The sequence below is a fragment of the Acinetobacter larvae genome (genome assembly GCF_001704115.1).
GTDB lineage: Bacteria > Pseudomonadota > Gammaproteobacteria > Pseudomonadales > Moraxellaceae > Acinetobacter > Acinetobacter larvae.
Window position 1 is genome coordinate 1,783,388 of record NZ_CP016895.1, and the last position, 23,342, is coordinate 1,806,729.

Annotated in this window: 25 protein-coding genes, 1 tRNA gene and 2 pseudogenes; 21 read left to right on the top strand and 7 right to left on the bottom strand. The window is 37.8% G+C overall.

The annotated features are described in order from the left end of the window. The first annotated feature begins 42 nt into the window (after window positions 1-42). The 17 genes from BFG52_RS08160 to BFG52_RS08240 all read left to right on the top strand — a co-directional run bounded on the left by BFG52_RS08160 (window position 43) and on the right by BFG52_RS08240 (window position 13,168). A complete protein-coding gene (locus tag BFG52_RS08160; protein WP_067554549.1) occupies window positions 43-3,039 on the top strand; it encodes a glycoside hydrolase family 19 protein in 2,997 nt (998 codons plus the stop codon). Next, entirely contained in the window at window positions 3,039-3,455 is a 417-nt protein-coding gene (locus BFG52_RS08165) for a hypothetical protein (protein WP_067554552.1), read from the top strand. Before BFG52_RS08160 ends, BFG52_RS08165 begins: the two co-directional genes overlap by 1 nt. A gap of 75 nt (window positions 3,456-3,530) precedes the next feature. Beyond that, window positions 3,531-4,028, top strand: a complete 498-nt coding sequence (locus tag BFG52_RS08170) for a hypothetical protein (protein WP_157758085.1) — start codon at window positions 3,531-3,533, stop codon at window positions 4,026-4,028. Window positions 4,029-4,194: 166 nt separating this feature from the next. After that, window positions 4,195-4,392 carry a DUF4282 domain-containing protein gene (locus BFG52_RS08175; protein WP_267284036.1) on the top strand — a complete coding sequence of 66 codons (198 nt, stop codon included), beginning with the start codon at window positions 4,195-4,197 and terminating at the stop codon, window positions 4,390-4,392. Window positions 4,393-4,423: 31 nt separating this feature from the next. Then, window positions 4,424-4,810, top strand: coding sequence for a hypothetical protein (locus BFG52_RS08180; protein ID WP_067554560.1), 387 nt, complete (start codon window positions 4,424-4,426; stop codon window positions 4,808-4,810). A 373-nt stretch (window positions 4,811-5,183) separates the two neighbouring features. Then, window positions 5,184-5,813, top strand: a complete 630-nt coding sequence (locus tag BFG52_RS08185) for a phage baseplate protein (RefSeq protein ID WP_067554563.1) — start codon at window positions 5,184-5,186, stop codon at window positions 5,811-5,813. A 2-nt stretch (window positions 5,814-5,815) separates the two neighbouring features. Then, window positions 5,816-6,091, top strand: coding sequence for a phage baseplate plug family protein (locus BFG52_RS08190; protein WP_067554566.1), 276 nt, complete (start codon window positions 5,816-5,818; stop codon window positions 6,089-6,091). Next, window positions 6,084-6,956 (top strand): baseplate hub protein, encoded by an 873-nt coding sequence (locus BFG52_RS08195; protein WP_067554569.1) that lies wholly within the window; start codon window positions 6,084-6,086, stop codon window positions 6,954-6,956. Before BFG52_RS08190 ends, BFG52_RS08195 begins: the two co-directional genes overlap by 8 nt. Continuing rightward, window positions 6,940-7,623: a Gp138 family membrane-puncturing spike protein gene (locus BFG52_RS08200; RefSeq protein WP_067554572.1), complete on the top strand. Its 684-nt coding sequence runs from the start codon at window positions 6,940-6,942 to the stop codon at window positions 7,621-7,623. Before BFG52_RS08195 ends, BFG52_RS08200 begins: the two co-directional genes overlap by 17 nt. Beyond that, window positions 7,620-7,973, top strand: coding sequence for a hypothetical protein (locus BFG52_RS08205; protein ID WP_067554575.1), 354 nt, complete (start codon window positions 7,620-7,622; stop codon window positions 7,971-7,973). Before BFG52_RS08200 ends, BFG52_RS08205 begins: the two co-directional genes overlap by 4 nt. Next, a complete protein-coding gene (locus BFG52_RS08210; protein ID WP_067554578.1) occupies window positions 7,970-9,166 on the top strand; it encodes a baseplate J/gp47 family protein in 1,197 nt (398 codons plus the stop codon). Before BFG52_RS08205 ends, BFG52_RS08210 begins: the two co-directional genes overlap by 4 nt. A gap of 20 nt (window positions 9,167-9,186) precedes the next feature. After that, window positions 9,187-9,792, top strand: a complete 606-nt coding sequence (locus BFG52_RS08215) for a DUF2612 domain-containing protein (RefSeq protein WP_218921016.1) — start codon at window positions 9,187-9,189, stop codon at window positions 9,790-9,792. After that, window positions 9,792-11,438 carry a tail fiber protein gene (locus tag BFG52_RS08220; RefSeq protein ID WP_067554583.1) on the top strand — a complete coding sequence of 549 codons (1,647 nt, stop codon included), beginning with the start codon at window positions 9,792-9,794 and terminating at the stop codon, window positions 11,436-11,438. Before BFG52_RS08215 ends, BFG52_RS08220 begins: the two co-directional genes overlap by 1 nt. Beyond that, entirely contained in the window at window positions 11,438-11,842 is a 405-nt protein-coding gene (locus tag BFG52_RS08225; protein ID WP_067554586.1) for a hypothetical protein, read from the top strand. The genes BFG52_RS08220 and BFG52_RS08225 overlap by 1 nt, the downstream gene beginning before the upstream one ends. A gap of 63 nt (window positions 11,843-11,905) precedes the next feature. Then, complete coding sequence (locus BFG52_RS08230) at window positions 11,906-12,187, top strand: phage holin family protein (protein WP_067554589.1); 282 nt, start codon at window positions 11,906-11,908, stop codon at window positions 12,185-12,187. Next, complete coding sequence (locus BFG52_RS08235; protein WP_067554592.1) at window positions 12,177-12,686, top strand: lysozyme; 510 nt, start codon at window positions 12,177-12,179, stop codon at window positions 12,684-12,686. Before BFG52_RS08230 ends, BFG52_RS08235 begins: the two co-directional genes overlap by 11 nt. Then, window positions 12,683-13,168: a hypothetical protein gene (locus BFG52_RS08240; protein ID WP_067554595.1), complete on the top strand. Its 486-nt coding sequence runs from the start codon at window positions 12,683-12,685 to the stop codon at window positions 13,166-13,168. Before BFG52_RS08235 ends, BFG52_RS08240 begins: the two co-directional genes overlap by 4 nt. 158 nt (window positions 13,169-13,326) lie before the next feature. Here BFG52_RS08240 and BFG52_RS08245 read toward each other — a convergent pair whose 3' ends face one another. The 3 genes from BFG52_RS08245 to BFG52_RS08255 form a co-directional block, all read right to left on the bottom strand. After that, window positions 13,327-14,022 carry a hypothetical protein gene (locus BFG52_RS08245; protein WP_067554598.1) on the bottom strand — a complete coding sequence of 232 codons (696 nt, stop codon included), beginning with the start codon at window positions 14,020-14,022 and terminating at the stop codon, window positions 13,327-13,329. 193 nt (window positions 14,023-14,215) lie between these two features. Further along, window positions 14,216-15,235: a tyrosine-type recombinase/integrase gene (locus tag BFG52_RS08250; protein ID WP_067554601.1), complete on the bottom strand. Its 1,020-nt coding sequence runs from the start codon at window positions 15,233-15,235 to the stop codon at window positions 14,216-14,218. A 152-nt stretch (window positions 15,236-15,387) separates the two neighbouring features. Then, window positions 15,388-15,464, bottom strand: a tRNA-Val gene (locus BFG52_RS08255). Between the two features lie 669 nt (window positions 15,465-16,133). Here BFG52_RS08255 and BFG52_RS08260 point away from each other — a divergent pair. Together BFG52_RS08260 and BFG52_RS08265 are read left to right on the top strand one after the other, a co-directional pair. Further along, entirely contained in the window at window positions 16,134-16,337 is a 204-nt protein-coding gene (locus BFG52_RS08260; protein ID WP_067554604.1) for a hypothetical protein, read from the top strand. Between the two features lie 165 nt (window positions 16,338-16,502). After that, a complete protein-coding gene (locus BFG52_RS08265; protein WP_067554607.1) occupies window positions 16,503-17,249 on the top strand; it encodes an IS5 family transposase in 747 nt (248 codons plus the stop codon). A gap of 22 nt (window positions 17,250-17,271) precedes the next feature. Here BFG52_RS08265 and BFG52_RS08270 read toward each other — a convergent pair whose 3' ends face one another. After that, window positions 17,272-18,579, bottom strand: coding sequence for an IS4 family transposase (locus BFG52_RS08270; RefSeq protein ID WP_067554610.1), 1,308 nt, complete (start codon window positions 18,577-18,579; stop codon window positions 17,272-17,274). 347 nt (window positions 18,580-18,926) lie between these two features. Between BFG52_RS08270 and BFG52_RS08275 the strand changes: the two genes are divergently transcribed. Then, window positions 18,927-19,610 (top strand): superoxide dismutase, encoded by a 684-nt coding sequence (locus tag BFG52_RS08275; protein ID WP_067554613.1) that lies wholly within the window; start codon window positions 18,927-18,929, stop codon window positions 19,608-19,610. Window positions 19,611-20,084: 474 nt separating this feature from the next. Next, window positions 20,085-20,354 (top strand): annotated as a pseudogene (locus tag BFG52_RS08280) (transposase); the annotation flags it as partial. A 69-nt stretch (window positions 20,355-20,423) separates the two neighbouring features. Here BFG52_RS08280 and BFG52_RS16865 read toward each other — a convergent pair. The 3 genes and pseudogenes from BFG52_RS16865 to BFG52_RS08300 all read right to left on the bottom strand — a co-directional run bounded on the left by BFG52_RS16865 (window position 20,424) and on the right by BFG52_RS08300 (window position 23,196). Beyond that, window positions 20,424-21,556, bottom strand: a protein-coding gene (locus tag BFG52_RS16865) for an IS3 family transposase (RefSeq protein ID WP_228703813.1) whose coding sequence is annotated in 2 segments (ribosomal slippage) — window positions 20,424-21,304 and window positions 21,304-21,556 — 1,134 coding nt in all. Because the reading frame shifts where the segments join, the coding sequence is not laid out codon by codon here. 86 nt (window positions 21,557-21,642) lie between these two features. Further along, a complete protein-coding gene (locus BFG52_RS08295; protein ID WP_067554619.1) occupies window positions 21,643-22,173 on the bottom strand; it encodes a lecithin retinol acyltransferase family protein in 531 nt (176 codons plus the stop codon). 159 nt (window positions 22,174-22,332) lie between these two features. Next, window positions 22,333-23,196: pseudogene (locus BFG52_RS08300) on the bottom strand (IS982 family transposase). Window positions 23,197-23,342: the final 146 nt, after the last annotated feature.

The following is a 23,342-nucleotide window of genomic DNA, read 5'->3' on the forward strand; positions in this document are numbered from 1 at the left end:
AAGTTGCTGAATTTAACAAACAAATTATTAGAGGTGCTGCTCATGAGTAATATTGTAGAGGCTCTTTTTGTTCAGCTTGGTTTAGACACCAATGGTTATACAGAAGATGCAAAAAAGGCTGTAGATCAAAATAATAAACTTGAAAAGTCTCTCGATAAAGTTGAGCAGCAATCTATTACCGCAGGAAAGGCACTGGATGGCTTAAAAGGTGTTTTGTCAGCAGTCACTAAAACAGTGGCAGGAATGGCCGCCGTGATTGTGGCAGGTACTGGTCTTGCTAAACTCGCCCAAGAGGCACGCCAAGCCAATGATGAACTGTATTTCTTAGAAAAAAACCTCAATATGTCGGCTCAATCTATATCTGCATGGCGTGGTGCTGCTGATGCGATGGGTGGTTCAGCTGAGGGAATGACGGCGACATTAAAAGGTCTTTCTCGTTCAATCAACGATTTTGTTGTGATGGGCGATGCCTCAATGCTTCCATACTTCAATGCCATGGGCGTGAGTATGGTTGATGCGAATGGTAAAGCGAGAGATATGAACGATGTACTGCTTGATATGTCTGAATCATTATCTGGTATGAACCAGCAACAAGCCTATAGTCTTGCCTCTAGCATGGGTTTTGATGAGGGTACAATTAACATGCTGTTGCAAGGTCGAGATGCGTTAAAGGAAACGCTGGATCTGCAAAATAGCATGTACAGTTCCAGCAAAGAAGATTTAGAGAACAGCCGCGAGCTAACGAAGCAACAAGCCATCATGAATGCGCACTGGAATTCCATGAAGCTGATGATTGGTAATGCTTTGACGCCAGTTTTAACAAAGCTTGTAAAACTGTTTAATCAAATGTTCGAGTTTTTTCAGAAGCATCAAAATACCATTAAGCATGTCTTTGAAGGGATTGCTGTTGTCATTGGCGCGGTATTAATTCCTGTTTTATATGCCGCAGCTACAGCGGCGTGGGCTTTGATGGCGCCGTTCATGCCTATGATTCTACTAGTCGGTGCATTGGGTGCTGCATTTATCTTGTTATACGACGACTATAAAACTTGGGCTGAAGGTGGTGAGTCGCTTTTAGACTGGGGTAAGTTTAAAAAGTTCTTTACGACGACTGTTGAAACCGTTGATAAACTCAAAAAAGGTTTCCATGATCTTAAAAATGGCTATCAAGACTGGGTTGCGAGCGCGACCAGTAAATCAACAGAATGGTTACGTTTGAAGGGCTTTATTGATGAAAATGGTTTGTCGGTTGATTCATTGATTAAGGGGTTTAAAAATCTTGCTAGAGAAATGTTAGATAAAGTTATCCCAACTTTGAAAGGCTATGCGTCGATCATCACCAAAATCTTTAGCGGTGATTTTAAAGGCGCGATGGAAGAAGCTGGGCAGATGATGGAAAACTTTGCTGAGCGTGTTGATTCCACATTTAACGCTGTGAAAGATAAGGTACTTGAGGTTACGGACACGATTGCGGGTAACGACCCTAATGCAGAAAATTCGCTTACATCTACGGTCGGTAAATACAACCTTGATACTAAATCAGCTGTTTCTGAGGCAAGAAAAGTCCAGTTGCCTAATCCAAAACTACCAGAATTGGTGAGTGGTGGAAGCTCGCCAGTGCTTGAAAAAGCATCTAAAGAAACAGTTGCAGCTGCTGATTATGCAGTTGCCCATGCGCTAAAAGCGAGTGAAGGAAAATGCGCAAAATATGTGAATGATTCTTTACGCTCACAAGGCTTTAAAATCTGGGGGCACGGTAAAGAAGTTGCGGGCAACTTAATTAAAAGTAATCAAGGGTTTAAAAAAGTCGAATACAACAAAGACTATGTGCCACAAATCGGGGATGTAATGTCGATGGGCGCTTATAGTCCTGCGCACAAAGCGCAACAAATCAAAAAGCATAAAGTTGAGGCGGGTCATGTTGCTATTTACACAGAAAAAGGTTGGGTGTCAGATTTTATGCAGGGGGAAAAGTACGGAAATACAGGCGCTGGCGGGAAGGGTTATTTCGATGCAATCAAAGCTGGCACATTAAAGCCGACAATTGCGCGCCGTTCGACTCCCGTTGCTAAACCTGCTTCAAACGGCGGATTTAAAATGCCTAGCTTGATTAGTGGTGCACATGCTGCAACGCCGCCAAATACTCATCAGAACATGGCTCTTGAAGCAGTCGCATTACATCTTAAAACGTTGCAAATGATGGGTGGGAATAATAGTGGGAGGGATTTCAATGATTTGATGTCTGCGGCGGCAGATAAGTACAACATAAAAGATGTAAGAGAGCGTGCTGCGTTTATGGCTATTGTCGGGCATGAAACGGGGGATGGTAAAAAGCTATCAGAAGATATGCGATATTCGTATAAGGGGTGGAAAAATATTTCACCACGCCAAGAAAATGTAAGAAATTGGTTAAAAGCACATACTGAAGCAGATTTCAAAAAATTATCCGCAACAGACAAGCTTAACATTATGTATGAAGGAATGAACGGTAACAAGCCTGGTGAAGGTGCTAAGTTCAAGGGGCGTGGAGCAATTCAGTTGACTGGGCGTGCTAACTATCAAGCATATGCAAATTATGCGAATCGACAAGATATTATGAGTAACCCCGATCTTCTTGCAACAGATAAGCATCTAGCTGCTGACTCTGCTGCGTGGTATTGGAGTGTTTATAGAAAATCTGCATCCAAAGCTGCTAAAGAAGGTGATATTAAAAAAGCTAGAAAACTTGTGAACGGGGATGAAATTGGTATGGATGATGTTTTACGCCGTTACCAAGAATTGTTAAAAAATACAAATACAAAGAATTCATCACTAGTCAATAATGATGCACTATCTAGACTACAATCTTTTCAAAATACTGGTAACATGCTGAATAATAAGCAATCACCGACTATGAATAATAATCAAAAAAAGATTGATGTCAATATTGGTGATATTAGCGTTATGACAGCATCGAATACAGTCACTGGAACTGTCCAAGACGGTTTTGCGGCTGCCAAAGACGGTGTTAATCAGTTAATGACGGGGATGATTGTGTGATGAAAAAAATACTTGGGCTTTGTTTTTTACTTGCTTCATTTGGTATTGAAGCTGCCAGCAACGTGGTTTTTCTTTGTGATGTTAAAGGCGGCAAGCAAGTAAAAATTACTAAAATTGGTGATTATTATCAGTACAGCTTCGGAAAGCCGAATAATCCAGAACTCGTTTTTCGAAATAGCAAAGCCCAAGTTATTAAACAATCGCCGCGGTGGGATGGCATGGGAAGCCACATGTGGGCAGGGATGCTTTTTAAAAACGGTGCTTATGAATATCATGTGACAGACAGTATTGATCGAATGAATGAAGAGCATGCAGTTCATTCGGGTGTTACTGTGTCGAAAGGTGATACCTATTTAACATACGTACAGTGTGTTAATGAGGCTCAAGCGAAATGGGATGATGAGTTTATGATTTAATTAATGTATCCAAAATATAAAAATAGATAAATATTTAGATGTTTTATTAACGGGTTAACGGGGAACAACAATTTTATGAAATTTGCTCTTTTAAAGAAGTGGCAGGTCATATGCTTATTTGCAATTTCTTGCTCAATGTCTTCATTTGCAAATGCAGATGACGCTGGGCCAATTCGAACAATTCAAGCTCTATATAGCCATTCAATGGAAATGAATAAACATTTTCGAGATTACGATAGCAATAACTTATTAGCGAAATTTGCTACTAAAGATTTAAAACAACTCTTTATCGCTGATGACCAACTCATGGAACGGACAGGCGAGCTAGGCTGTATAGAAATTGATTTAATGTGGCTGACAAATGGTGATGCTGAGGGTGCTGAGTTATTTTTAGAACAAATTGATGATCGTCATGTAGCTGTTGTAATTGGCCAAACGGAGGACATGGAAAGTCGTTCTTTAATCTATCAGATGGACTGTGATGGCGCTGCTTGTAAAATTAATGATTTGATTATTGGCGGTGAATTTTCATTTAAACAAGGTTTGGCTGAATGTTTAAGTGAGGCTGAGTAAGGGCTTTAAGCCACCACGATAATAGATAATTTAAAAGTGATATTGAAACATTTTAATAACGGGGTGAAGTTTTGAAAAATTTCTTTTTTTTTGATGCGGTACTTTCGACAAAGATAATCACACTGATCTACTGGGTCATGCTTTTATTTGGATTTTAGGGATTGGATTGATCGTTGTTGGTAATCAAGCCTCTGGACATTTGCAGTTTAGCGGTGGTCTTGGGATTATTGCTGGAATTGCTGTGATTATTTTCGGCACTCTGATTGCTCGACTATGGGCTGAATTCATGGTTGTAATATTTAAGATTCAGCAGAATACACGGCGTACTGCTGAGGCGTTAGAGCGACGGAATAATATCCTTTAAAACAAAAACCGCCTTCGGGTGGTTTTTTACAATGAAAATTAGTATCTTGATTAAAATTCAAGGAATTTTGAATATGAATAAGCTTTTAGTGACTACTTTGATTTTAATTATCTCAGGGTTATCTCATGCTAATCAGTCAAGATATGTTTTAAGTGATGATAAACAGTTATGCGAAGCAGCTAGTTATTTTGCAGCAGTAGCACTTGAGGGGCATTACCGTGGTGAAGATAAGAAAATTCTTCTTGATTACATAAATGAAAGTCAAGAGATACCTAACATAAAGAAAACTTACTTCAAAATGCTTTTAAATGAAGCCTACAACAAGCCTATTTATTCATCTGAAGAAGAAATGAAGAAGGCGCTTATGAAGTTTCATGATGATACGTCTAAGGATTGTATGAAGAAAGCATTAAGATAGTCTGATATCAAGTTATACACACCACCTTCGGGTGGTTTTTTAATACCCAAAGAAAAAACCCCGATGTTTGCCGCACCGGGGTTTTTGTATATCAACCCAAAAAGAGGATGGATAAAATTATATGTTTGATAAAGATAACAAATTTTCGTTTAAGTTCCTAGGAGTATTTATGGAAGCCATAAACTTGAAGCCCAATAGTTTTGTAAAAATCTTTTGGCACCTTGCATTGATTGCTGTGTTTATTATGTTTTCGCGCTTTGCAATTCAGGTTGCAAGTCATTATATGGGGCTGGTCTGAACATATGAAATATTTAAATTAAAACCGACCTAATTCAAGGTCGGTTTTTTAATGCCTAAAATTTGGAGATTAACCATGATGGAAGGAATGCCCGACATACCTGATTTTAAGGGGCTAGCCACCTCTGGAACTGATGCGGGGATTAGCCTTGGTGGTGCTGCGCTAATCAATACTGTTCTAGGAAATTATTGGGGAATATTTAACGAGTACGGCGTACCTATTCTTTTAGCTGATAACGTTGTCTCGTTAAACCATTCTGAATCATTTCAAATTTGTAATGCACCGGTCGAAAAAGGCGGATTTGTTAGCTATAACAAAGTAAAGGAGCCTTTTAAGGCAACGGTACAATTGAGTAAAGGCAGCGGAGGAACCTTGGCGCGCGGCGCTTTTCTTGCTCAGATTGACATGCTTGCAAACAGTACACTCAAATTTAATATCGTTACGCCTGATTACGTTTATACCAACGCTACTATAGTGCGGCATAGTAATGCTCGATCCGCAGAGGACGGCGCACAACTCATTAAGGTTAACATTGATCTTGAGGAGGTTATGGAGGCTAAAGTTGATTATTCATTTGAGGAAGTTAAAAAACCTGACGATGCCAAAACAAAGGACGGCGGAGAGCGTCAGCCACAGGATGCCAGCGGCAATGCATCGATACTGAAAAAAGCAGCAGATGCGGTTAAAGGTATTTTTGGAAATTAGTCATGATATATACAATCCCGCTCGACGCCGTGCCTAATCAAACGGTCAGCACGACAATAAATGGCAAGCAATACCGCATTACACTTGAAACACGGTTAGATCAGCTTTATGCAACGATTGAAGATAATGCTGGACTAATTATTGCTAATCGCATTTGTCTAGCATCTGCTCCAATTACTAGGAACTTTGTATTTATTGATTTGGATGGTAGTCAAGATCCGATCTACTCAGATATTGGTCCTAATGGGTGCTTTAAATTGGTGTGGAGAAATGAATAAGAAAATAATCAAAGTATCGGTGATGCTCAATGACGATAATTTTAATGATTCCGGTGATAACACATTAACTTTTACTGGCTTAAAAACATCTGTATCGGTCATGTTTGGTAACGGTGCACTCATGCCCTTTGCACAAATTAAGATCTATGGCTTAAAGCTAGAAAATTGCTTAAAGCTGCTACGCGTTCGATGGAATGAAATGAAAGCGCTCATGAATCGCGTGCGGATCGATGCGGGCGAAGAGGGTGGAGATCTTGTCAAAGTGTTTGAGGGTAATATCACTTTTGCTTATCCTGACATGAGTAATGCGCCGAATGTTGCCTTAGTTATTGAGTCGCAATCTGCTGTTTTTGAAAATATGAAGCCAGTGCCATCTACATCATTTGAAGGGGAGAATGATGTAGCAACTATGATTGAAACTATCTGTAAAGATATGGGATATCAGTTTGAAAATAATGCTGTAACGCAAATTATTGAAGGTCAATATTTAGCAGATAGTAGTATCGCAAAGATTCAAAACATTGCACAAGCCGCAGATATAGATCTTTATATTGAACAAAATCTAATAGCTATTGCGCCGAAAGGCGGTAGCAGAAATATCAAGGTTCCGACCATTTCTCCGAAAGCAGGTTTAATTGGCTATCCAACACCTGATTTACGTGGAGTTTCATTTAAATGTCTTTATGACCCTGCAATTCGTTTCGGTGGGACAGTCTCTATTAGTGATAGTGAAATTACGGTATGCAATGGTGATTGGCGAGTCTATGGCGTAGATATATATCTAGATTCTAATACACCAAATGGTAATTGGTTTTGCGAAGTCAACGCAACATTCAAGGATAGCGCAAATGCAGTCAAAAAATGAAAATATGGGTTTGCTGAAGCCCGAGCAGGCTATGGGAGGAGCAGCTCAATTTAATGCTGTATTCCGCCACCTGACAGGAAAGATGCAGACGATTATGCTGGTTGAAATTACCTCTGTACAGGGCGAAGGGGTGGAGCCTGTTGGCTCGGTTAGTGTCAGACCTATGGTGTCTATGCTGGATGGGGCAGATAATATTATTGAACATGGGACAATACATAACGTCCCTTTTTTTCGTCTGCAGGGTGGGAAAAATGCGGTAGTACTTGATCCACAGGTCGGAGACATTGGTCTGTGCGCATTTTGCTCGCGCGATATTTCAGCTGTGAAACGAACCAAAGCAGCAGCACCACCAGCAAGCAAACGCCAATACGATTGGTCGGATGGTTTATACATTGGTGGATTCTTGAATGACACCCCAGTGCAATACATTCAATTTGCAAAGGACCATATTAAGGTCTATTCCCCCAATAAAATCATTCTTGATGCCCCTGATGTTGAAACGACAGGCAATTTAGCGGTTGCTGGTGATGTTACGGTCGAAAAATCTATAACGGCGCAAGGCATTATCAAATCATTAGCTGATGTGATGGCTAAGGCTATCAGCCTTATTACGCATAAACATCCGGGCGTTCAAAATGGCAGTTCAAGCACAGGACCCGCGCAATGAAGACTTTATTTTTAATGCCCAATACGTGGGATTTAGCGCTTGATGTGCATGGAAATTTAGCCACAGCAACATCAACTTATCAACGTGCCCAGGACATTGCCAGTGCTTGCCGAGTTTTTAAACAAGACATGTATTTCAATCAAACTGAAGGTATTCCTTATCTAGAAGATATCTTAGGTAAAGGTAAATACTCACTAGCGCTGTACCGTAAACATTTAACTGATGCCGCGCTTTCAATCGAAGGTGTTACAGAGGTTAAGGTCGATTTATATCCTCTTAATAACCGCCTGTTACGGGGGGCAATCCAATTTAAAGATAAAGACGGAAAAACAGGAGTTATTGATTTATGACCTTCCCCCTTATTGAGATTACCGAAAAAGGCGTAATTGCTCCAACTACCGATGCCGTGGTTGCTGGCTTGTGGGACTTATTTAAACAAGCCTTTGGTGATGATCTAAATATTGACATGCGTACACCACAAGGTCAGCTCGTAACATCATTAGCTGCCATGATTCAAGATGAACGTAATCAGATGATTGAATTACTCAATATGACAGATCCACGTTATTCAAAAGGCGTGTGGCAAGAAGGTATTGGCAATATCTATTTTTTGAATCGTAAGCGCGAAACATATTCAACAGTTGAACTGAGTGTGATGGGGCTACGTGGTGTTAAGGTTGCGGCAGGTACTCAGTTTTCCGATAGTCTTGGTTATGTCTGGAAAACTTTGAATGATGTAACGATTGATGAATCAGGAATAGCGGCTGTAAAGGCTGAATGTACAACACCAGGACAGATTTCTGCAGCAGCACATTCAATTAACACATTGGTTAAATCAATTTCTGGTATCGATCGTTTAACAAACCCGAAAGCTGCCCAACTTGGGCGTGAAGAAGAGGGGCGGATTGATTTTGAAGAGCGTCGACGTTTATCAGTAGCACTGAATGCAAAAAACACCAATGCGGCAACTTATGGCGCCGTAGCTGATATCGACGGTGTTGTGAGTTTGTATGTTGAGGATAATCCAACAGATGAAACTGTACATAGTGGTATCACTCGGTACCCATTAATTCGCAATAGTATTTTAGTTTCTGTGATGGGGGGTGACGATTATGAAATAGCTAATACTTTATTGATTAAAGCTGGATCAGGCTGCTCATTTAACGGTAACACAGAGGTAATCGTTAAAGATACTGAGAATTTCCAGATTAGACCGCCAACTTACAAAGTTAAAATTTTGCGTCCTACGGCAGTACCTGTTTATTTCAAGATTGTTTTAGAGGATCTATCAGAACTCTCATTTCATGATGAGTCAAATATAAAAGATGCGTTGATTGATGCCACAAAATCAGGGAAAACAAAGATGAATATAGGGTTACCTGTGATTGCATTACGTTATGTCTGTCGTATTTCTGCTGTAGCTGATTTGGTTCTAGAATCATTACGAATTAGTAGAGATGGTATTAATTTTACTGATGTTTTGGAGTTTGGGGTGGACGAGTTTCCCTGTACTTCAGGAGAATATATCGAGTTCGTGCAATGATAAATGTCTATGAAACTTTGATGTCACAATATGCAAATAGTCCAGTATTGCTCAAAATGATTGAGGGACTGAATGAATGTATTGATCCATCCAAAAACATTGATGATTTTTACCGAATAGTTTGGAACGTGCATACAGCCAAAGGTTTTGGGTTAGACCTATGGGGACGTATTGTCGGAATAAATCGAAATATTGGTACATCAAGCCCTGAAGCAGAGGCGTTTGGTTTTAAGTCTAAAAAGCCGTCATTTTATCCATTTAATCAACGCCCTTTTAGTGGTGCTGGAACTAAGTTCGCATCCTTCAAGTTGAGTGATGAACAATATCGTCGATTAATTCTAATAAAAGCTGCCGCAAATTTAACTTTGGCAACAGCACCGAACATCAATAAATTTTTGAAGATGATTTTTAATGATCGTTGCTATTTTCTTATAACAGGTCATATGACAGCTCGTTATGTTTTTGAATTTAAGCTAAGTCCATTGGAGCGAATCATCGTTTTTAAACTTAATTTATTACCAAGACCGAGCGGTGTTCTAGTCGAGTATTTAGAAAGTCCTATCGGGAAAATTTTTGGGTTCTCTGGAACGGGTTTTCAGCCATTTAATCAAGGAGTTTTTGCTTAATGAAAAATCCAGCACTAATTGCCGTACCATTTGCATCAAATGGTATGAAAAACAAAATTAATATTGCCCGTGAAAATGGTCAAGATCCAGAGGATGCAACGTGGTCACAGGGTTTCCCTCGTATTACGATGACTGCTATTGAAGATGGTGGTCTACCACCTAAGGGTTTAGATTTTAATGGCGTATTTTATGAGCTTTCAGACAATGCTGCATTTTTAGCAAAAGGTGGTCGTTATAAATTTGATGCTAACTTTGTAGAGCAGATCGGCGGTTATAATAAAGGGGCTATACTTCAGTCGGATGATGGGATGGTTGAGTTTTTATGTCTTATTGATGGCAATAAAAGCAACCCGAATAAAAATCCTGAAGGCTGGAAAGTCTATGCTGGTGGTGACACTAAAATTGAGGATGCATCAACCAGTCAAGCTGGAATTGTAAAGCTAAATAATACGCTGACGAGTGATAGCACGACGGAAGCGTTGACAGCAAAACAAGGTAAAGCTTTAAAAGAATTAGTAGAGCAAAAACTCGGAAAAAATGACACTATAGCCTCAGCTAAAAAGTTGGAAACAGCACGTAAAATCACTTACAACGGTGATGCAACTGGAAGTCTATTATTCGACGGCTCCAAGGATGTTGAGTGCCAATTAACGCTTAAAGCTAGTGGCGTAAAAGCTGGAAAGTATGGTTCTGCATCGCAATTTCCTGTACTCACGGTGAATGATAAAGGACAAGTTACAGGAGTTGATTTGAGTGATATTAAATCTGCTTCTACGACTGAAAGCGGTATTGTAAAGCTGGGTGATACGCTGACGAGTGATAGCGCAACAGAAGCACTAACAGCAAAACAAGGTAAGATTTTAAATGAATCAAAGCTTTCATTAGAGCAAGCCTTATATGATATGAAGCGATCATATCGCCACATTGAGCTTAATATGGGTTCAATTCAGACCACTCGTGTAGATTTACCGAAAGGGTTTAATGGTGAGATCACAGTAAAAGTCGTTGCTGCTACAGATGGGTTTGTAGACATTATTGGCTCAATGGTCATGATTGGTGGTTTGGGTTACGCTACTGGTCGGGACAAATATATCCCCAAAGGCGAGCTTAAATGTACACATATCGGTTTAAATATAGAAAACCTCTTCTATATTGGTCCGACTGTTTTATGGGACTCAGAAAAGCAAAACGGTTACTTTTACATTTTTAAGAGACAGACAGGGAGCATAACACAATGTTTTTATGTAGATTTGCTTTCATCTTATAAAATTACTGATGTCGTGAAATTTACAGACGTTACAAAAACTGTTCCAACTATTATTGATAAAACAAATTTTGTTGATGGCGGTTTTGGTGTGAATCAAAAATGGGTTGATCTGAAGAGCCAGCGTAAATTTAATACCATTTACACCAATACATCTGGCGCACCAATATTTATTGCAGTTTCAGCAAAAAAAGGATCAGGTTCTTTAGATGTTGAATCGCCAGCTATGTATGTGGATGGTGAAATGGTGTGGCAAGAGAGTTGGTTGCTCAGTAAAATTATTATTGTTCCTCCGAAGTCTATTTATGAGCTAAGAGCAGATAAAAATCCAACAGCAAATCCTATAATAGAACAATGGGATGAATTTAGGAGGGAAGTTTAATGCGATACTTTAAAAAAGATGACTCAATCTATGCATATGATGTGGACCAAGAGCATTTAATTACTGATGAATGTGTAGAATTGCTCGGCAATGAATTGGATCGACATATCAATCCACAAAATTATCTGACGGATGAGCAACGCTGGGAAATTAAGAAAAACTCGCTTGGTGTTCTTACGCGCCGTCGATTTAAATTAGCATTGCTTGAAAATGATTTACTTGAAAAGATTGAATCAGAAATAGCAGCAATTCAAGATGATTATCTACGTCAATACATTCAAATTGAGTACCAGGAAGGTACTGAGTTCCATCGTACCAGTGAGTCGATTCAGGTTATGTGCGATCTACTTGGTCTGACTGAGGATCAAATTAATCAAATGTGGGAACACGCTTTAACACTTTAACAAATACAGGCATGGACGAGGGCGCTTAAGCGTCTTTTTTTGTGCCTGTAATTAGGAAAGATCATGTCTGAAAACAGTAGTGTTGTCGTCGATACGGCGTCAGCAGCAGTAACTTCTTTGTCCTCAAAAACTGCAATGGTCGGCGGCAGTGTCGGCTTTGTCGCATGGTTTGCATCGTTAGACTGGATCGCCATAGTCAGTATCTGCGTTGCAGTCATCGGTGGTGTAATCAGTGTTTGTAATTTCTTTGTAAATCTCAAATATCAACGTCAGAAAAATAAACGTGAGCAGGAGATTCATGAGCTCACAAAGCGAAAACTGGAAGAGGATTGTGATGTCAAATAACACGAAAGTCCCGATCAAAACCCTAGCCGCATCTGCGGCTTTTTTTGTGGCTTTAATTGGCTATGAGGGTTATAGCTCAAAACCCTATAAAGACAGTGGTGGAGTACCGACTATCGGCATTGGCTCCACGGCGTATGAAAACGGACAACGCGTCAAAATGACTGATAAGCCAGTCACTAAAGAACGGGCAATTGAAATATCTAAAGCTCATGTATCTAAAGATGAAATTGCATTTCGAAAATCACTACCGGGTGTAAAGCTCAGTCAAACTGAATACGACGTCTATTTAGATTTTACATACAACTTCGGCCAGGCGAACTGGAATAGCTCATCGATGCGCCGCTTACTCATTCAAGGTCAACATCGGCAAGCCTGTGATGCACTTTTGAAATGGAAATATGTTGCGAAAAAGGATTGTTCAGTCCGATCTAATAATTGCTGGGGCGTCTGGACCCGACAAGTCGAACGACATAGCAAATGCATGGGGGCAAACTCATGACATATTTATACATTGCTGCAAAGTTTTGGCGAGAAATCTTAATCGGACTTCTCGCTTTTTTATTGCTGCTGGTTATGGCGCTGCTCAATAGTGAAAAATCAAAGCTCATAAAGTCTGAGGCAAAACATCAAACTTATGTTGTTAACCAGGACAAATTACTGGCCCAAGCTCAAGCCGATGCTGTAGCCCAAGAAAAGGCAATGACACAAAAACTCTTAGATGCGGAGAGAAACTATAATGCTCAAATCAAACAAATTACTGCTGATGCTCATGCCGCTGATCTTGCTGCAGACAGCTTGTCAAAGCAACTCAGTGAAGCCCAACGCCGTGTGCCCACAGCTACCACCAAAACCATCGTTGAATACATTGATACCAGCGCAGACGTACTCAAAGCGTGCGTCGCTGAATATCGAACAGTGGCAGAAGCAGCTGACGGACACGCAGCTGATGCACGGCGATTGATTGAGGGGTGGTCTGAGTAGTTCATGTCATCTTTATAGCAAGTGTAGAAGTCTGGGTGAATAGTAGACGTGAAATCCTATAAATAAAAGCGCTTTATTCAGGAGGCTAAGGCGCTTATGGGTGTATTCTATTGGGTTTAGATTTTCTTAAATAAGAATTCCTATACTAATTCAGTAAATTATCTGAATACGCCTACTTCAAAAACCTTTTTCATATCGTCTTTAAACGCTAAAAAATATTTGTCAGCTAACCCCATTGAACCACCTGCATTTGGAAATACTACTATTTTACAATTTTCAAAATCGTAAAAACTTATTTTGAACTTTATATAACTAGAGCCATCATTTTTTTTAACATCACGTTGCTCTATTCTAGTATTGCCAATTTGATTCCCTAATATCTCTTTAACATCTTCTCTTTCCTTAATTCGATTAAAGTTATCAGCTAACTCTGATCCAAAAAACAAAATAACAGAAGGGTTTAAAAACTTAATATGGCTGATGAAATTCTCATCATATTCTCTATATTCCCCAGGCTCTCTCTTTGTTGGTTGTGAACCTAAAGCCCAGTTAGTCTGAATAAAATACTTTTCGAAATTCTCTATTGGTGGTGTATTGATCTGCCATAAGTCAAATATCCACTTTTTAACATTTCTATCATAGACTGAGTTGAGATCTTTTTTAAATCTTGGTTTTTTATCAAAAAAAGTATATTTTGCTTCGTTATCACAAGTAGAAAAATCAAGGTGCTGAATTCTTTTAGCATCCCCATACTCGTATCCACAAATCATTACACCTCTATTATCATTAAAACCCTCAAAAAGAGAATTACCTAAATTGTAATCTTCATGGATGTTGTACTTTTCTTTTTTCACAAACAAACCCCTTTAAGTTTTTCAAATTAAAAATTATCTCATATCCGTATAAGCGATATTAAGTTAATTTTAGAGAAGTTTAATCAAAACTTCTCTCTTATAAATGGCTAGGTTAAAACTTGAATTAAGGCTAAACCACCAATCCGTCAACCAAAAATCATTGAAAAAAATGAGTTTTGTCAACCAAGTGGCTTTAGCCCTGTGAGTTAAACATCTCAACAAGTTCATCGGCATCGGGGTTATAGTAAACATTAACCAGTACTTCTATTTTCTTGTGACCAGTGATCTTCGCTAAGATCTCGACAGGTAACTTTCGATCTTTAACCATTCTTGAAATCGCTTCATGTCGCGTGTCATGAAAATGCAGATCATCTATATTTGATTTTAATTTTCGTCTTTCCCATAACTGCCTAAAAGCATCTGAAGTCTGAGGAATTATCTTTTCATCTTCATGGGGTATCAGATTAAGTAATTCTTTGGCAAACAATGAAAGCGGCACATTTCGTTTGGTACCATTTTTAGTTTTGGGTAAGTGTACATAACCGTCATATATCTCACTGCGCTGCATACTCAGGATTTCACCACGGCGCATTGCTGTCTCGATAGCAAACAAGAAACCCCATGCAACATAATGTTGTGGCTTACTGGGCACCTGACCAATTTCGTACTCTAGTAGTTCGAGCATTGTATTGATTTCATCTTGTGAAATTCGTCTATATCTCGATTCTGGTTTACTTGGCTTGGTGATCTGCATCCACACATTTGAATCCAACAGAAACATTTCTTTCTGTGCGTAGGTGAACATTGCAGAATAAAGTGAAATTTCTTTGAGTACAGTGTTATCTGAAACTTCTTTAATTCTTTTATTTCGCCATAGGGTTAAATCTTGTGGCGTAATTTCATAGATACTTTTGTGCGCAATTACGCCAAGCTTTCTGTCGAAAGTATTGTATTGGGATAAGATCCAGTTTTTTGATTTTGAGTGCTTACCAACTTTATCCCAGTATTCATCAAATAATTGTTTGAATGAGTAGGGTGGTTTAGCATCATTTTCTACAGTCTGACCATTGCTAGACTTATGTTCAAGTAATTTTGTTGCCGCCCATTGCTCACATTCTCTCGCTGTATCACGAGTGGCAGAAAGACGCTTACCATTGATCATAATCTCAATTCTGTAAGCATCACCTCTTTTTCTTGGTTTTGGAATTTTCATATCAAAAATCTTGGCGTAATCTTGGCGTAAATTATGCTGCAAAATCGTTATTTTTTACAGCTTTTAAAGATATTGCCGCAATTTAGGCGCAAAAAAAAGACCTACAAGTTATTGATATTAACTGTAAGTCTTTGATTTTGTTAATTAGAATTTGGTAGGCATATCCAGATTTGAACTGGAGACCTCTACGATGTCAACGTAGCGCTCTAACCAACTGAGCTATACGCCTAAGTGCTGTGAATAATAGTAAGTTTTTAAATGGATGACAAGCTTTTTTCAAAAAAAATGGTTTAGACGCATATTATTTATTCATCTTGTTGCTTTTTTGACATGATATCGCAATATATCTTCAGAATCCTTATGGTTTATCTCTATTCTATCGCTATGCTTTGTGATTAATTTTGAATAAATATTATTCGATCTCTAACGAATTGTCTTATTTCATCTGCTTTGATTTTGGAGCTTGGTTGATATGATGACGTTAATTTTGGGCCAACCCTGTTACTATAATAGAATTAATTTCTAAGCGCCTTTGAATTGCATGTTTTCTAAATTTTAAGCATATTGAATGTTGTTATATCTATCTAAATTTTTAAATTCAAATAATTTTTATTTTAGATGTATTCGAGGTTTGTTTTTATTATTAAAGTGCAGAAAGTATTTAATTATTAGTTTGTTGCTTTAAATAATTTTAATATAAATATAGCTTAGTTTTAATATTTTAATAATATAGAATTATTGTTGAAATAAAATAGCCTAAGTATATAAATCCGACTAATTCTCTTGGTTATTTTTTGCAAAAAATAGAGTTATTGGCTGTAATTAGATCATTAGTCTTCGAAGATTTAAGATATACTATTTGATAATATTTATATCTTATAGTAGAGGTAAGAAAAGTATGCCTAAAAGCTTTATTATTCGTTTTGCTGGTGTTCTTCTGGTATTTTTAATTTTAGCAGCAATCGCAATTCATTTCTTGACGTCAGGGGATACGACGATTGTCATGTGGATTTTTACAGTACCATTTATTTTGGGTATTCCAATTTTAACATCTGTTATATTGGCAACAGATACTGAACTAGAAATTCCCACACAGAGCTAAGAAGGTGGTATTGGAACTTAAAACATACCTTTTTCCCACCCCAATCGCTAGGATTAGGGTCATAGTTGTACCCACAACACTCTAATTAGGGTCTGTTGACATTTGTTGCCTAAAAAAATAGCGAGGTAGTAAAATCAAATCGCCAAACGTAATTTTACACTCGCTATGCCTCGTACAATGTTAAATGATCAACACTGGTCTAAGTTAAAATCTATTTTCAGACATTTTAATATTTATCTCAAATTAAATTTACGAAATTTTATTGAAGCCATCTTATTTCGTATTAGAACGGGATGTCCTTGGAGAGATTTACCTAAAGAATTTGGTAATCATAATTCAATTTTTAAAAAATATAATCGCTGGTCTAAAAATGATAAGCTTATGAATATATTTAAGTTATTTAGTAAACATGCTGACAAAGAATGGATCTTTATTGATGGCAGTCACGTCAGAGCACATCAACATTCAGCAGGAATTAAGCATCAAGACATTTCTAAAAGTATCGGTGGTAATAGCTCTAAAATACATTTAGCAACTGATTCTAATGGTAATCCAATAGACTTTATTATTTCTGACGGGACATCTCATGACATAAAAATTGCCCCAGCCCTAGTATCAAAACTGGATTTGACTGAATCAGAAATACTATGTGCTGATAAAGGTTATGACTCTGAAAGTCTGAGAAATCAAATTGAAGCGACTAAAACAAAAGCGAACATTCCTAAAAAATTCAACACAAAATCTAGTAATGATTATATGGACTGGTATATGTATAAAATCAGGCACTTAGTTGAAAATACATTCTGCAGATTGAAACAGTTCAGAGGAGTTGCTACACGATATGACAAGCTAAAGCGTAATTATCAAAGTGCTGTTGCCTTAGCTTGTATCTATATTTGGTTGCCTCTTTAGATCAATTTATCGACTGTAAATGTCAACACACCCTATTTATTTTTGTTAGAATATTTACCATGTGCAAAGATGTCTGTACTTGCATTAGACCCCGCCAAATGGTTTTTACGCCAGGGTCTCCATCTCCTTTTCTGCCCATATGCCCTCCAAGTTGAGCAATAATACTTACCATTTGTTTTAACTTCGGTGGCTTCGTTGGTGGCTTTTTTTCATAATAAAGTTTGTAGGCAACATGCCATTCTTCTCTATCAAATAATATTTCACAACTTGAGTCAGGAAGCTCTCTAGAAAGCATCGTAACCAGTAATATCCTGTATGATATCAATAAATAAAGTAAAAATAATTTCTCTAGCTTATCAATGCTATTGAACTGCCTTTCTTCAATCAGACAACCCGTTTTTAGAATGTTAAATAAAATTTCTATCTGCCAACGCTGGCGATACCAGTCTATTAATTGGCTTGCCTCATCAAGCTCATTCACAATGCGATTGCTCAACAAGCGCCATATCACTGCTGTACTTCCTTTCGGTGGATTATTTTCTTTAGCGATAATAATCGTTACCCAGAAGCCACTTTTGAGTTGAACGCGTTTACTATAAATCGTTTGAGTAGCTTTACGACTTGGCTTACCTCGTCCACTTGATACAGTAAATTCGATCTGTCCAAGTATATTTTCTGCTTTAGTGATATCGAATAATTTACTACCATCCTGTAGTAATCTTGAATGTTTTGCACGTATCAAATAATCTGCAGGACATTGTTTTTGCTCAGCTAATTCAATGATATCGTGCAAGTCACCTTCACGATCAGCAATATAAACATAATGAGTTTCGGGATTGTCCTCGGCTAGTTCACAAACCCTTTCGTAGCCTTCTTTCCAACGTAAACTTTCTTTGATATCTGGTTCATCTTTAGCCTTCCTCGCCCATGACCACATATCGGTAATACCCAAAGGTACACCTTCGGGTGTAATCATCAATGTTGGGTGTAAATACATGCCTTGACGGGCTTCGTAATTCAAGCGACCTAAGCCTTTGATTGAGGACTTTGTGCTGTAATCTAATTCGGTTGTATCTTGAATACATAGTACGGTGTCGTGTTCTTTTGCTCTGAGTTGAACAGCCTTAATGTGTTCTTCCAAAACAATATTTTTATCGAGTTTAGGGTTTTCAATTAACCGATAATAGGCTTTACGTGTATGTTGATCTTTAGACAATTGAGAGACACTGGCTTGGAAGTTTTGACTGGCTTTGTTTAGAAATTCACACAGTCGAATCGTTCTTCGGCGATCGCCTAAATCAATATTACCCATTTCCTGCTCAGCCCACATTGAAGAGTTCATTAAATAGTAGAAATTTAACAGGAATTAAGCATTATGGGTACAACTATGGATTAGGGTGGGAGTATGCAATTACAATCATGATCTATAGCACCACGTTATTGATGATTTTAATTGTATAAGCTAAACTCTAAATAGGATATGTTGATTGAACTTAGCAAATATAATAAGTTGATCAGTTATTTTAAAAAACCTAAAAAAAATTAAGGGATTAATTTAGTAAAATCTTGTCACGAATTGCTTTTTTTATCACTAAAAGGTCTTAAGGATAATTGACAGACGTGTCAAATCGCTATAGTTTGTAAATGATTTCAATTATCATTTGCAATGGAAGTTCAATGAGCGAAAAAGATAAAGTTGCAGCCACCGCTGCAGGGGCAGAGTCAGGTTCTTCTGTGAATACAGAATACAAGCAATTGCCATTACCTTATAGTGTAGATGCATTGGAACCTGCGATCGATACAGCCACGATGGAAATTCATTATGGCAAACATCATAAAACCTATGTTGATAACTTAAATGGTCAAATTAAAAATTTTCCTGAGTTAGCAAAATTATCAATAGAAGATCTTCAAAAACAGATTTCAAAATATAATGTCGCTGTACGTAATAATGGTGGTGGACATTTTAACCATAGTTTCTTTTGGGAATGTTTGGCACCGTCAGCAACAGCCGGTGAGCCATCTGCTGAACTATTGAAAAAAATTAATGAAGATTTTGGTTCATTCGAAAATTTTCAAACAAAGTTTAATGATGCTGCAACCAGTCGTTTTGGTTCAGGTTGGGCATGGTTAAGTGTTAAGGATGATGGTACTTTGGTGGTGAGCTCTACACCATATCAAGATAATCCACTTATGGATATTGCCGAACAACAAGGTACACCCTTATTAGGGCTTGATGTTTGGGAGCATGCTTATTATTTAAAATACCAAAACCGTCGGGCAGACTATACTAAAGCATTCTGGAGTGTAGTGAACTGGAATAAAGTAAATGAACGTTATGCAGATTTTCTGAGTGCTTGATTTAAAATAGTTGGCTTCAAGTATTTACTTTATTTTAAGATCTATTGATTTATAAAAACAATATGATCATTTTCAATGAAAGCACTTTCGAGTGCTTTCATTCTATGCCCATCATATATAACATATGATTTATGTATGAGATGACAAATCATCGTGTTGTAATGAACAAGATTTAAATAATGTTGTCCTTTATAATTATTTTTATTGGTAATACTGCTGCTGTTGCTTGTATTTTGTGCGTTTGAGATAGCATAAATGGTTCTTACTATATATGACCATCTATAGCCTAATACTACGCAGATTTTATTTTACGTTGGTGTTTCCTAGAGAGTTACTCACTTATACGTAGCGTGTTTACACGCTACGTATTTTTTTTAATTATTTTCTATTGTGCAAGCAGAAGTGGGCCAGGAAATTTGAACAACACGTATAAGTGATAAACTGCTCCCTAAACGATGTGGGAAACATCTAAAAATGGAGCATTTCATGGCGCGTAGACCAAGAAGAAATCATTCAGATGACTTTAAAGCAAAGGTAGCACTTGCTGCAATCAAAGGTGAAAAAACACTTGCTGAGCTAAGTGCTGACTTTGATATTCATCAGAACCAAATTATAGACTGGAAGAATCAACTCATCGCTGCGTCAGCACAAGCCTTTGCAAACCCTAAAAAGGACACAGAGCCGCAAGTCGATTTAAAAAAGCTACATGCTAAAATTGGTGAACAAGCTTTGGAAATTGATTTTTTAGAAAGTAATGTGGCTCCGATGTTTTGAACAACTAAAAGTCTTTTTATAAGTGATATTCTGCTTTAGTTAAGCTACCTGTTTTTGTTTAGGTAACTGGTTATAGTAAAACTCATTCGGTGTTAATTTGTCTAGACTCGAATGAGGTCGTTTGTGATTATAAAAATCAATGTACAGCTTTAATTGGCATCTTGCATCAGCAACATTGCTGTACGCTTTGAGATAAACCTCCTCATATTTAACACTTCGCCATAAGCGTTCAACCATGACATTATCTATCCAACGACCTTTGCCATCCATACTGATTTTAATCTCATGTGTTGTAAGAACACTGATAAATGCATCACTGGTGAATTGACTCCCTTGATCCGTATTAAATATTTCTGGGGCACCATATTTTTGAATAGCTTCATTTAAAGCCTCAATACAAAAATCTGACTCCATGCTAATCGATACTCGATGTGCCAACACTTTACGACTGTGCCAGTCTAAAATCGCGCATAAGTACACAAATCCTTTCGCCATTGGGATATAGGTGATGTCGGTTGCCCAGACCTGATTGCTATGCGTAATTTCAAGCCCCCTAAGTAAATAAGGGTACTTTCGATGAGCCTTATTTGGCTTACTCAAATTAGGCTTGCGATACAGCACACGTATCCCCATTTTTTTCATCAGTGTCCGAGTATGACGTCGGCCAATATGATGACCTTCTCCTCGCAATAGATCACGCATCATTCGGCTCCCTGCAAAGGGGTACATGAGATGTAACTCATCAATACGACGCATCAGCTTTAAATCTGAATCGCTTGTTGGTTTAGGGCGGTAGTAATAGCTACCACGAGAGACCTTCAGTAACTTGGCTTGCCTAGTCACTGAAAGCTGCTGTGAATCGTCTATTAACTTTTGTGGTTGAAGCGGCCCAGTTTCTTCAACACACTTTCTAAAAAATCAATTTCCAAAGCTTGTTCACCAATTTTAGCATGTAGCTTTTTTAAATCGACTTGCGGCTCTGTGTCCTTTTTAGGGTTTGCAAAGGCTTGTGCTGACGCAGCGATGAGTTGATTCTTCCAGTCTATAATTTGGTTCTGATGAATATCAAAGTCAGCACTTAGCTCAGCAAGTGTTTTTTCACCTTTGATTGCAGCAAGTGCTACCTTTGCTTTAAAGTCATCTGAATGATTTCTTCTTGGTCTACGCGCCATGAAATGCTCCATTTTTAGATGTTTCCCACATCGTTTAGGGGGCAGTTTATCACTTATACGTGTTGTTCAAATTTCCTGGGCCACTTCTATTTTTTTTGTTGTCGTTGTAAAAATAAGTAGGTTGGCATTTTAAGTTTTGCTTGATGACGTAATTTCATTTTGATATAAAACACCAAAGCAAAGCATGTGGTTGCAACGGTTAGCATTAAACCATTCATATAACTCATAATAGAGCTAATATAACCAACAGTTGCTAGACGATTCATCATTTTTACCACCTGCGGGCTACTTTCAACCCCCGTGATTGCCCAGGTGCATAGATGTTCGCAGTTGTTAATAATTAAATGATAGCTATTTTCATGCATACGGCTACGCATGCGGCGAACCACCAAACGACCTTTGTATTTGGGGTGGTGATATTCTCGTATGCTAATCTTGCGATGTCGTGCAAATTGTGCCAAGGAGGTGATTTCTATCGGTTTCTTTTTAAAGAAATGCGCGAAGCCCGAATAATGAATAACACGACCTTTGCCTGCATAGATGCCATGATGGGTATAACCAAAATTTTTAACCATCAAATGTGCACCCAGTGGGTATTTCTTAGCTCTGTTCTGCATATCAGATTTCCAACAAATTGTGCGTCCTTAGTCTTTTATTGAAAAGCAGTTCATTATACATAGATTTTAAGCGAGATGTTTCGCCGCAACACCACGCAAAAGGCAAACTAAGGTCATATGAGCATCAGCTATGTTTAACCTGAGTTCGATGAAAAACGTTCAACCTTTCAGCATATTTTTGAAAGTTGGCTTATTCGGATTTAAACAATAAGCCACTACAGCAGCCATAATATTTACCATGAAATTATTCACAGAACGATGACGCGAATGGTCAAGTTGATGTAAGTTTTTTAACTGATCATTCACCGTTTCTATTAATCCTCTTCTGCCAAGCAATTGTTTTTCTTCTTCAGTTCGGAGTGGCTTGTTTTTCATATTCTTACGTGATGGAGTCAATATTTTTAATCCTCTTGCTGCTAAAGCCTCTGTCTTAGCTTTGCTTAAATAGCCTTTATCTCCTAATAAAATGCCTTTTAATTCTTTGGTTAAAGACTCTAGTACAGCAATATCATGGATATTCCCTGATGTTACTTTAATATTAATAATTTCACCTAAGTTATTGATAACCACATGTAATTTAAAACCATAGAACCACCCAGTACTACTTTTTCCACGATTCGCTAAGCCTTTAAATACGCGGTTTCTTTTAATTCTAAGATTATGACAAACTACAAGTTTGGTTGAATCAATAATACTAATTCCTGTATCAGTTCCTTTAACCTGATGAAAAAAGCTACTCAAAGCTTGTAAACAACGTGGCATGATTTCAATAAAACGATTCTAGCTCAGCAGCTTAGGAAATGCTGATTTCCAAAAAGGGATGACCATGTGGCAGTAAAAATATTTAAAGAATCTAAAACCTGATTGGTGAAATAAGATAACAATTGTCATGATCTCAGATAAACTTAAAGCTGACTTTTGAACTGGCTTATTTTGCTCAGGAATAAGAGCTTTCTCTAGAGATTCGTTAAATATTTTGCAAAAATCATCCACTTTACAGAATAATTCAGTAATATGATCCATAGAAAAGCCTTGTGTTTTAACTTTTGTCTTAAGAACCAATAAGTTACAAACATTAAGGCTTTTTTTCTACTTTTTTATGTCGAACTCAGGTTATGTTTAACAATTGAACTTTTACTGACATTTTTGCTGATATTTTTAAAATAGCC

Coding starts and splice junctions, on each gene's coding strand:
- BFG52_RS08260 (WP_067554604.1), top strand. CDS start 16,134: ATGCCTAAAAGCTTTATTATTCGTTTTGCTGGTGTTCTTCTGGTATTT.
- BFG52_RS08195 (WP_067554569.1), top strand. CDS start 6,084: ATGAATAAGAAAATAATCAAAGTATCGGTGATGCTCAATGACGATAAT.
- BFG52_RS08185 (WP_067554563.1), top strand. CDS start 5,184: ATGATGGAAGGAATGCCCGACATACCTGATTTTAAGGGGCTAGCCACC.
- BFG52_RS08275 (WP_067554613.1), top strand. CDS start 18,927: ATGAGCGAAAAAGATAAAGTTGCAGCCACCGCTGCAGGGGCAGAGTCA.
- BFG52_RS08240 (WP_067554595.1), top strand. CDS start 12,683: ATGACATATTTATACATTGCTGCAAAGTTTTGGCGAGAAATCTTAATC.
- BFG52_RS08200 (WP_067554572.1), top strand. CDS start 6,940: ATGCAGTCAAAAAATGAAAATATGGGTTTGCTGAAGCCCGAGCAGGCT.
- BFG52_RS08235 (WP_067554592.1), top strand. CDS start 12,177: ATGTCAAATAACACGAAAGTCCCGATCAAAACCCTAGCCGCATCTGCG.
- BFG52_RS08215 (WP_218921016.1), top strand. CDS start 9,187: ATGTCACAATATGCAAATAGTCCAGTATTGCTCAAAATGATTGAGGGA.
- BFG52_RS08210 (WP_067554578.1), top strand. CDS start 7,970: ATGACCTTCCCCCTTATTGAGATTACCGAAAAAGGCGTAATTGCTCCA.
- BFG52_RS08180 (WP_067554560.1), top strand. CDS start 4,424: ATGAAAATTAGTATCTTGATTAAAATTCAAGGAATTTTGAATATGAAT.
- BFG52_RS08190 (WP_067554566.1), top strand. CDS start 5,816: ATGATATATACAATCCCGCTCGACGCCGTGCCTAATCAAACGGTCAGC.
- BFG52_RS08225 (WP_067554586.1), top strand. CDS start 11,438: ATGCGATACTTTAAAAAAGATGACTCAATCTATGCATATGATGTGGAC.
- BFG52_RS08250 (WP_067554601.1), bottom strand. CDS start 15,235: ATGAAAATTCCAAAACCAAGAAAAAGAGGTGATGCTTACAGAATTGAG.
- BFG52_RS08295 (WP_067554619.1), bottom strand. CDS start 22,173: ATGCAGAACAGAGCTAAGAAATACCCACTGGGTGCACATTTGATGGTT.
- BFG52_RS08160 (WP_067554549.1), top strand. CDS start 43: ATGAGTAATATTGTAGAGGCTCTTTTTGTTCAGCTTGGTTTAGACACC.
- BFG52_RS08270 (WP_067554610.1), bottom strand. CDS start 18,579: ATGTGGGCTGAGCAGGAAATGGGTAATATTGATTTAGGCGATCGCCGA.
- BFG52_RS08230 (WP_067554589.1), top strand. CDS start 11,906: ATGTCTGAAAACAGTAGTGTTGTCGTCGATACGGCGTCAGCAGCAGTA.
- BFG52_RS08265 (WP_067554607.1), top strand. CDS start 16,503: ATGCCTCGTACAATGTTAAATGATCAACACTGGTCTAAGTTAAAATCT.
- BFG52_RS08165 (WP_067554552.1), top strand. CDS start 3,039: ATGAAAAAAATACTTGGGCTTTGTTTTTTACTTGCTTCATTTGGTATT.
- BFG52_RS08170 (WP_157758085.1), top strand. CDS start 3,531: ATGAAATTTGCTCTTTTAAAGAAGTGGCAGGTCATATGCTTATTTGCA.
- BFG52_RS08205 (WP_067554575.1), top strand. CDS start 7,620: ATGAAGACTTTATTTTTAATGCCCAATACGTGGGATTTAGCGCTTGAT.
- BFG52_RS08220 (WP_067554583.1), top strand. CDS start 9,792: ATGAAAAATCCAGCACTAATTGCCGTACCATTTGCATCAAATGGTATG.